This window comes from Alteromonas sp. MmMcT2-5 (genome assembly GCF_022348315.1).
Lineage (GTDB): Bacteria > Pseudomonadota > Gammaproteobacteria > Enterobacterales > Alteromonadaceae > Alteromonas > Alteromonas macleodii.
The window spans coordinates 1-6179 of sequence record NZ_JAKRFB010000100.1; the positions used below are offsets into that span (position 1 = coordinate 1).

The 6179-nt window shown below is 44.9% G+C and carries 6 protein-coding genes and 1 pseudogene; 2 read left to right on the top strand and 5 right to left on the bottom strand.

The features are described 5' to 3' along the window. Nucleotides 1-290: 290 nt before the first annotated feature. Nucleotides 291-1487, bottom strand: a complete 1197-nt coding sequence (locus MHN09_RS20680) for an Nramp family divalent metal transporter (RefSeq protein WP_239241800.1) — start codon at nucleotides 1485-1487, stop codon at nucleotides 291-293. Nucleotides 1488-1740: 253 nt separating this feature from the next. Between MHN09_RS20680 and MHN09_RS20685 the strand changes: the two genes are divergently transcribed. Next, entirely contained in the window at nucleotides 1741-2442 is a 702-nt protein-coding gene (locus MHN09_RS20685; protein ID WP_239241801.1) for a UPF0149 family protein, read from the top strand. Nucleotides 2443-2502: 60 nt separating this feature from the next. On the opposite strand, the gene MHN09_RS20690 is transcribed toward MHN09_RS20685, so the two are convergent. From MHN09_RS20690 to MHN09_RS20700, 3 genes are all read right to left on the bottom strand, one after another. Further along, nucleotides 2503-2694 (bottom strand): hypothetical protein, encoded by a 192-nt coding sequence (locus tag MHN09_RS20690; protein ID WP_014950582.1) that lies wholly within the window; start codon nucleotides 2692-2694, stop codon nucleotides 2503-2505. A gap of 196 nt (nucleotides 2695-2890) precedes the next feature. Further along, on the bottom strand, nucleotides 2891-3319 hold the full coding sequence (locus MHN09_RS20695) for a CopD family protein (RefSeq protein WP_014950581.1): 429 nt from the start codon (nucleotides 3317-3319) through the stop codon (nucleotides 2891-2893). Between the two features lies 1 nt (nucleotide 3320). After that, nucleotides 3321-4997, bottom strand: coding sequence for a chloride channel protein (locus MHN09_RS20700; protein ID WP_014980173.1), 1677 nt, complete (start codon nucleotides 4995-4997; stop codon nucleotides 3321-3323). Between the two features lie 106 nt (nucleotides 4998-5103). On the opposite strand from MHN09_RS20700, the gene MHN09_RS20705 reads away from it, so the two are divergent. Then, nucleotides 5104-5811 (top strand): DUF6776 family protein, encoded by a 708-nt coding sequence (locus tag MHN09_RS20705; RefSeq protein ID WP_171337870.1) that lies wholly within the window; start codon nucleotides 5104-5106, stop codon nucleotides 5809-5811. Between the two features lie 58 nt (nucleotides 5812-5869). Here MHN09_RS20705 and MHN09_RS20710 read toward each other — a convergent pair. Next, nucleotides 5870-6082: pseudogene (locus MHN09_RS20710) on the bottom strand (putative manganese transporter); the annotation flags it as partial. Between the last annotated feature and the right edge of the window lie 97 nt (nucleotides 6083-6179).

Genomic DNA, 6179 nt, shown 5'->3' on the forward strand with positions numbered 1-6179 from the left:
AACTGCACTCAAATGGTACAGCTCCATAGTCGACGGGGCCTGGACCGCAGGCACATGGAATTAAATTCGTGGGGATCCCTCAGGGTCAGAGTACTTTTTCAGCCCCAAAATGGGGTCAGAGTACTTTTTGTAATTACGCTCTCTATTAAAAAGGGCCAAAGTATTACTTTGGCCCTTCTCATATGCAGTTAGTTTGTTAGTCACGTAATTTCACTGTTACCTGCGAGTGCACACTATAATGACATACAAAGGGAGAAAATTACTCTGACCCCATTTTTGCCATTTTGCAGCTAGCTAAATACGCCGATTAGTTTATACAGGCCTAAACCAATCACAGTACCCACTACTAGAAAGCCTGCCAGGTTACTTTTCCATGTGTTTCTAAACTCCCCCAGTGCGGTGCTTTTATTCATAACGACCAATAGAAATATGGCAATAATTGGCAGTAAAAGAGCATTAGTCGCTTGAGCAAACAGGATGGCGGGTAGGGGCTTAAAGCCAAGTGCTGCAACGCTGACACCCACTACAATGATGATAAACCATACCGCTTTAAAGCTCTTGCTTTGCATATCGTCAGAAAGCCCCAGAGCTCCTGTTACCGCATAAGCGGCTGCTAGCGGCGCAGTGATAGCACTGGTTAAGCCTGCGGCGAATAACCCTAGTGCAAAGAACCACTGAGCTTTGTCACCTAAAACCGGTTTAAGCTGCTCGCCCATGTTCGAAGCGTCCATAGTGGCAGCTTGATTGAAGAACGCCATCATTGCTGTTGCCATTACGATAAGCGTAATAAGCCCACCCATACTAATAGCTCTAGCAGACTGGTTTCGGCACGCGACGACCGCGTCTTGTTTATCTTGGCCTTTCGATGATTTTGCAACTAGGCTCGCGTGAAGAAACAAGTTGTAAGGCACGATGGTGGTACCAATAAGCGCCAGCACCGTGGTAATGGCGTCAGCGTCCAGCCGCGGAGACATTAACTGACTAAACATCGCGGCGATATCAGGTTTGGCTACCAACAGCGTGATAAGAAATACGCCAGCCATAATAAAGACGAGATAAACCAGTACTGTCTCTATCCACTTGTAGCTGCCCGACCAGAGTAAAACTATAGCGATCGTGCCCAAAATACTGGCCCAGGGGCCAATGCCTATACTGATAAAAGCGTCTAGCCCGATTGCAGCGCCGGTTAGGTTGCCCGATTCATAGGCTGCGTTGCCAATGCCGATAGCACTGACAATAAGCACGATAAAAAGATTCTTTAGCCATGGCTTGTAAGCCATGTTTTTCATTGCACTGGCTAGGCCTTGGCCGCTGGCCACACCTAAACGCGCAGCCATGTCTTGCAATACTATGGTTGCGAATATGGAGAAAAGGAGCGCCCATACTAGGTGAAAGCCAAAGTTTGCACCTGTCAGACTTGCCGTAGTTACTGTTCCAGGGCCAATAAAGGCGGCCGCGATGATGTATCCTGATTTATCTTTTGCCATTGCAACGACTCTTAGTTAAGTTTTGCTATCATGACAATAGGTAGGCGAGCACGCAACAGTACCGCTAAACCAATACAGTAACAGATTGGTTTTAAACCTATTGTCGCGTACCCAGTGTAGAAGTTTGTTGTTTACTCTTTACCTTATTTCCCATTATTTTGGGTAGATAAAAGGTTACAAAACATGCCCTCTACAAAGTGGCCGCGCAGACTACCGTTTCATAAAAGAGAACGCAAATTAAAATAGGATGGTAATGGTGAAAGGTGGGTTTCCAATAAACACAATCAGCGATATTGTTTCGCTTCCCAGTTTCGAAAATGTGCTTCCGGATGCTTATTACGTAGATGGAATGATCTTTGCCGTTGCCTCCGCACCAGAAATTCCCATGCCCGAACAGTGGATGCCGTGGCTCATACAGTCTAGTGACAGCCACCTTGTAGACAAAGATGTAGATAAGCTTGCTGATACATTAATGAATGGCCTGCGGGCGCATTTGGATTTTATGCGTCAGGAAAAGTCGCCCATGCCTAGTGAATTGAACGTTGCGATAGAGGTGCAAGGAACGACGAGGCCTTCGAAAGAGCTCGAAAGCTGGCTAAATGGGCTTTTACACGTGCATAAGCAATTAGAACCTGTGTGGCAAAATGCGTGGAACCATTGGGAAAAGCATTTAGAAAAAAGTAAGGCGAACAAGAAAGACTGTGACGATAACGAGCCTGAGAAAACAGAACCTGCAGAAGCTCGCCTGTCTCGATGTTTAAAGCTTTTCTCAACGCTTGCTAATATTGAATTAGCCTTGTCTTACAGAAACGACAAACAAGCTGCTCAGCTTGAAAGTAATATAAACATGCTTGTTAAACAGCTTCCTTCGGTGCTGGCAGATTACACTAAGTTGTCAGGAGAGCTAGCAGGCGCGTTACCCAATCAATTTGAAACCTTTAACAAAGTAACCTAGGGGAAAATTTGATAACTGGGAGCTTCAGGAGAAGCAAAAAACAAAAACGCTAATTCAAAATTAGCGCTGTCTTTGTTGTTGATGCCGTTGATTCAACGTGTGTTTAAGCGAAGCGGTATAGCTGTCTAGTTCAAGCTTCGCCTTTTCGTATTGCTCGTTAAGAAGCCGTGAAGCAGGCTCCCTCATAAGCGCCTTAAAGGCAATATCTGTCTGTTTGAGCAAATGCTTGAGGTGTTGATTACTGTCATCCATGTATAGCATTCCGATAAAAACAATTTGTTAAACCCGAGAAACAGCAGGTTCTGGGCGACTATGTGCAATGCTTACAACACTCTCAACAACAAGCTTAAAATTACTTCTCACACTACACAGCAGTACTGGTTCCTTGAGTACTGAATTTTCAATAACTTTGTACGTGCGCCTTTACTATTTAGTTTGGCTTACACTTTTATAAAGGTTTTACCACAGCCAAGCAAACGATGGCGAGAATGATAAGCACCGGCGCTTCATTTAAAAAGCGATAAAAGCGCGGAGAGTGTCTATTTTCGTCGCGTGCAAATTGCTTCATTAACTTAAACAAATAGAAGTGATAGCCGTAAATAGCAAGAAGCAGCAGCAACTTTATATGAAGCCACCCCGACATTTTAAACCAAGTTCCACCATAGCTGACAATAAGCGCAACGCCGAATGCCAGAGTTAACAAGGCGAATGGAGTAACAAAGAACCACAGGCGGCGCTCCATGACCTTAAATTCGTCTTTTACCACTTGAGATTTCGTTGTCGCGTGATAAACGAAAAGTCGCGGTAAATAGAAAAGTCCTGCCATCCAAGCCAGCATGAAAAAGATGTGCAGCGCTTTAAACCATAAAATGTACATACTAATAATGAGCCTTTTGTAAGAAGCTTTGTAAGATATTCCACGTTACTACGCCAATAATATCGTTTAGCTCCTGATCGTAAATATAAACTGCGCCAGATCGCGAGTTTTTAAGGTGTTCGTATACTTCGTGCAGCGTAGACTGCGCGCTAATACCTTCCATTTCGTAATAGTTTAACGCTGTTGCATCGTGTTCCAAACTCACATTGTATTGGACCAGCTTATACTGCACATCTATTTCAAATTTTAACTTCTGAATGACAATTTTTGTTGGATCGCTTTCTAAGTAGTTAATTAACGCTTGCTCCGGCGCATCGTGAAATAGCTTGTACTCAGTATTCATCGCTGCAAGTACGCCCGTTTTCTCAAGCGCTTCACGAATAGACGAGATAGCGTAAGGGAGATTTTGATAATCAAGCTGGCGTATGAAAATAGAGCGGTTGCCAAAGAACTGCGTAGAAGTCACGTAAGCAGGCACAATTACCAACATGGCTGGTAGAATAATTTGCGGGCTGTACGATAGTTCCATAACCGCGGAAAGCGCTGCAAGAGGCGCGTGCAATACTGCGGTCAACATGCCTGCTATGCCTAACAGGGCGAAGCTGTTGGTAAATTCGGGTACGTCAATAAAGTACGACAGTGGCAATAAAAGTACGGCGCCAGCGAGCATGCCAATAACCATCACAGGGCCAATGATCCCTCCTGGAATACCGAGGCCAATAGCAAATACCGCTAAGATAACTTTAAACACCAAAGTAGAAACCAACAGCAGCGCGCCGGGGGAGCTATCAAATAAGTGCTCAACATCGATAAAGTTGGCGCCAAGGGCTTCAGGTATAAACATACCAATGGTACCGGTAATTAGCGCAGCAAGTATTAAACGCCACACCATGGAAACCGGCCTGAACCACGTCATCACCCGCATGAGCTGGCTATTGAATAAAACGGCCAGCATGCCTAACAGAATGCCTAGCAGCACCAAGTAAAAATACATCCACTGGCTAAATGCATTAAACGATAAAAACGAAAGCTCGTTTACTTCCCCAAATACAATGCGAGTGAGCACCGAGCCACAGGCAGCAGCCAGCATGACAGGAACAAAAATATGTATTTTGTATTCCCTAAGTACCACTTCCATCACGAATATTACGGCAGCAAACGGCGTGTTGAATGATGCCGATATCCCTGCCGCAATGCCGCAGCCTGCAAGTATTCGAATACTGTTATAAGGCAAGCGAAGCCATTGCCCTAAGAAACTACTGCCTGACGCGCCTAAATGAACGGAAGGGCCTTCTCGACCAACAACGAAACCGCCGGCCAGGGCTAGCATGCCCCCAAAGAACTGGTTAATGGTGGTTCTAAATGGAATATGACCGTAATAGTACTTCACTCGATGAATAACGAAGGGAATACCTAAACGGTAGTGCTTGAAGCCCGTAAGAAAGGCGATAAATAGAATTAATCCTACACTGGTAAATGGCATGATAAGCCAAACCAACCAGTCATAGGTAAGCACCGACTGAAGCGACGACACGCCTGTTTCTTGTAGCCATTCTACGCACAGCCGAAACAGTATAATGATAAGCGCCGCGCAGGTTCCCCCTACAATGCCCAGCATGCACAACTGAATGGATGTGCGTGGATGAGCTACTTCCTCTCTTAAAGCCTGCAAGCGCATGTTGTGGTACAGTAGATTAACGTAAAAAGAAGCTTACCATAAACACCTAAAATTCATAATGTTTAGAGCGCCTTAGCGCACGGTGTTTTTTGTTGATGTAGATATCATGACGACAGATCAGTTAAAAGAAGTTTTAGGCAACTACAAGTGGACACTGTTAGTGGCGCTTATTATGTTTGCCATGGTTGGGTTCGGCTATAAGCTAGCGCGAATTATTGACGAGGGCGACAGCAAGAAAGTACAGGCTCAGCAAGAAACTATTGCTATTTTGTCTGAAGAAAATCATGCGCTTACTACCAAAGTGAATCAGCTGGAAGTCGCCATGGAGCTTGCCACGCTCGAGACGGAGAGCATTACCAATACGTTAGGCGAACAGAAAAAAGAACTAGAGGCGCAACAAGAATTACTGAGTTTCTATGAACGCGTCGTGGCGCCTGAGAAAACCGACGAAGGTTTTGCCATTGAAGGGGTAGAAGTTTTTAAGTTAAGTGACAATACCTATCAACTTAGGTTGGTTCTGCTGCAGTCTAAACAGCAAAAAGCAGTGATAAATGGCAGTTTAGATATTGCCGTAGTCGGTCAGCGAAACGGTGAAGCGTTCACGCTGAAATCGGGCGAATCGAGCCTGCTGGCAGAAGATATCAAATATCGCTTTCGCTTTTTCCAAGCCGTTAACGTAACTCTCACTATCGAGGAAGATATAAACCCCGAATCCATTGCTTTTTCTACAACGGTCTATCAATACAAAACCCGTAAAGGCAACTATGAGATAAGCGTGCCGTGGAATGAAGCGCTTTCTGTCGAAATAGAGTAATCGCTGTGGGGCAGCGCTAGCCTATCCGTTAATTCAACCTTTTAACGCATCGAAAGCTTTATTCAAACAAATACCAGTAGCCATAACCCACAAGAAATGCAGGAATAGCAGAGTACACTGTGGCAATAAGCGCTGCTTTGGGTGAGAGCGCAATGGCGGGAAACAACGCGTCGCCGTCATTACTTATTGCATTGCCAAGTTGTGCTGAAAACGGAACTGCGCCATTAAGGTATAAGCTGGTTACCAATATCTGCGGACCGCAACCAGGTACTGAGCTATCCCCACGAATAGTAAAATAAAGTCAAAGAGTTAGGGAACATTCATGGCATTTGGTGATCAGATCTTTCGCCAAAAAAAAACCAACACAG

Excerpts from the sequence above, each read along its gene's own strand:
- MHN09_RS20695 (WP_014950581.1), bottom strand. The coding sequence starts at position 3,319 with ATGTACATTTTATGGTTTAAAGCGCTGCACATCTTTTTCATGCTGGCT.
- MHN09_RS20685 (WP_239241801.1), top strand. The coding sequence starts at position 1,741 with ATGGTGAAAGGTGGGTTTCCAATAAACACAATCAGCGATATTGTTTCG.
- MHN09_RS20700 (WP_014980173.1), bottom strand. The coding sequence starts at position 4,997 with ATGCGCTTGCAGGCTTTAAGAGAGGAAGTAGCTCATCCACGCACATCC.
- MHN09_RS20680 (WP_239241800.1), bottom strand. The coding sequence starts at position 1,487 with ATGGCAAAAGATAAATCAGGATACATCATCGCGGCCGCCTTTATTGGC.
- MHN09_RS20705 (WP_171337870.1), top strand. The coding sequence starts at position 5,104 with ATGACGACAGATCAGTTAAAAGAAGTTTTAGGCAACTACAAGTGGACA.
- MHN09_RS20690 (WP_014950582.1), bottom strand. The coding sequence starts at position 2,694 with ATGGATGACAGTAATCAACACCTCAAGCATTTGCTCAAACAGACAGAT.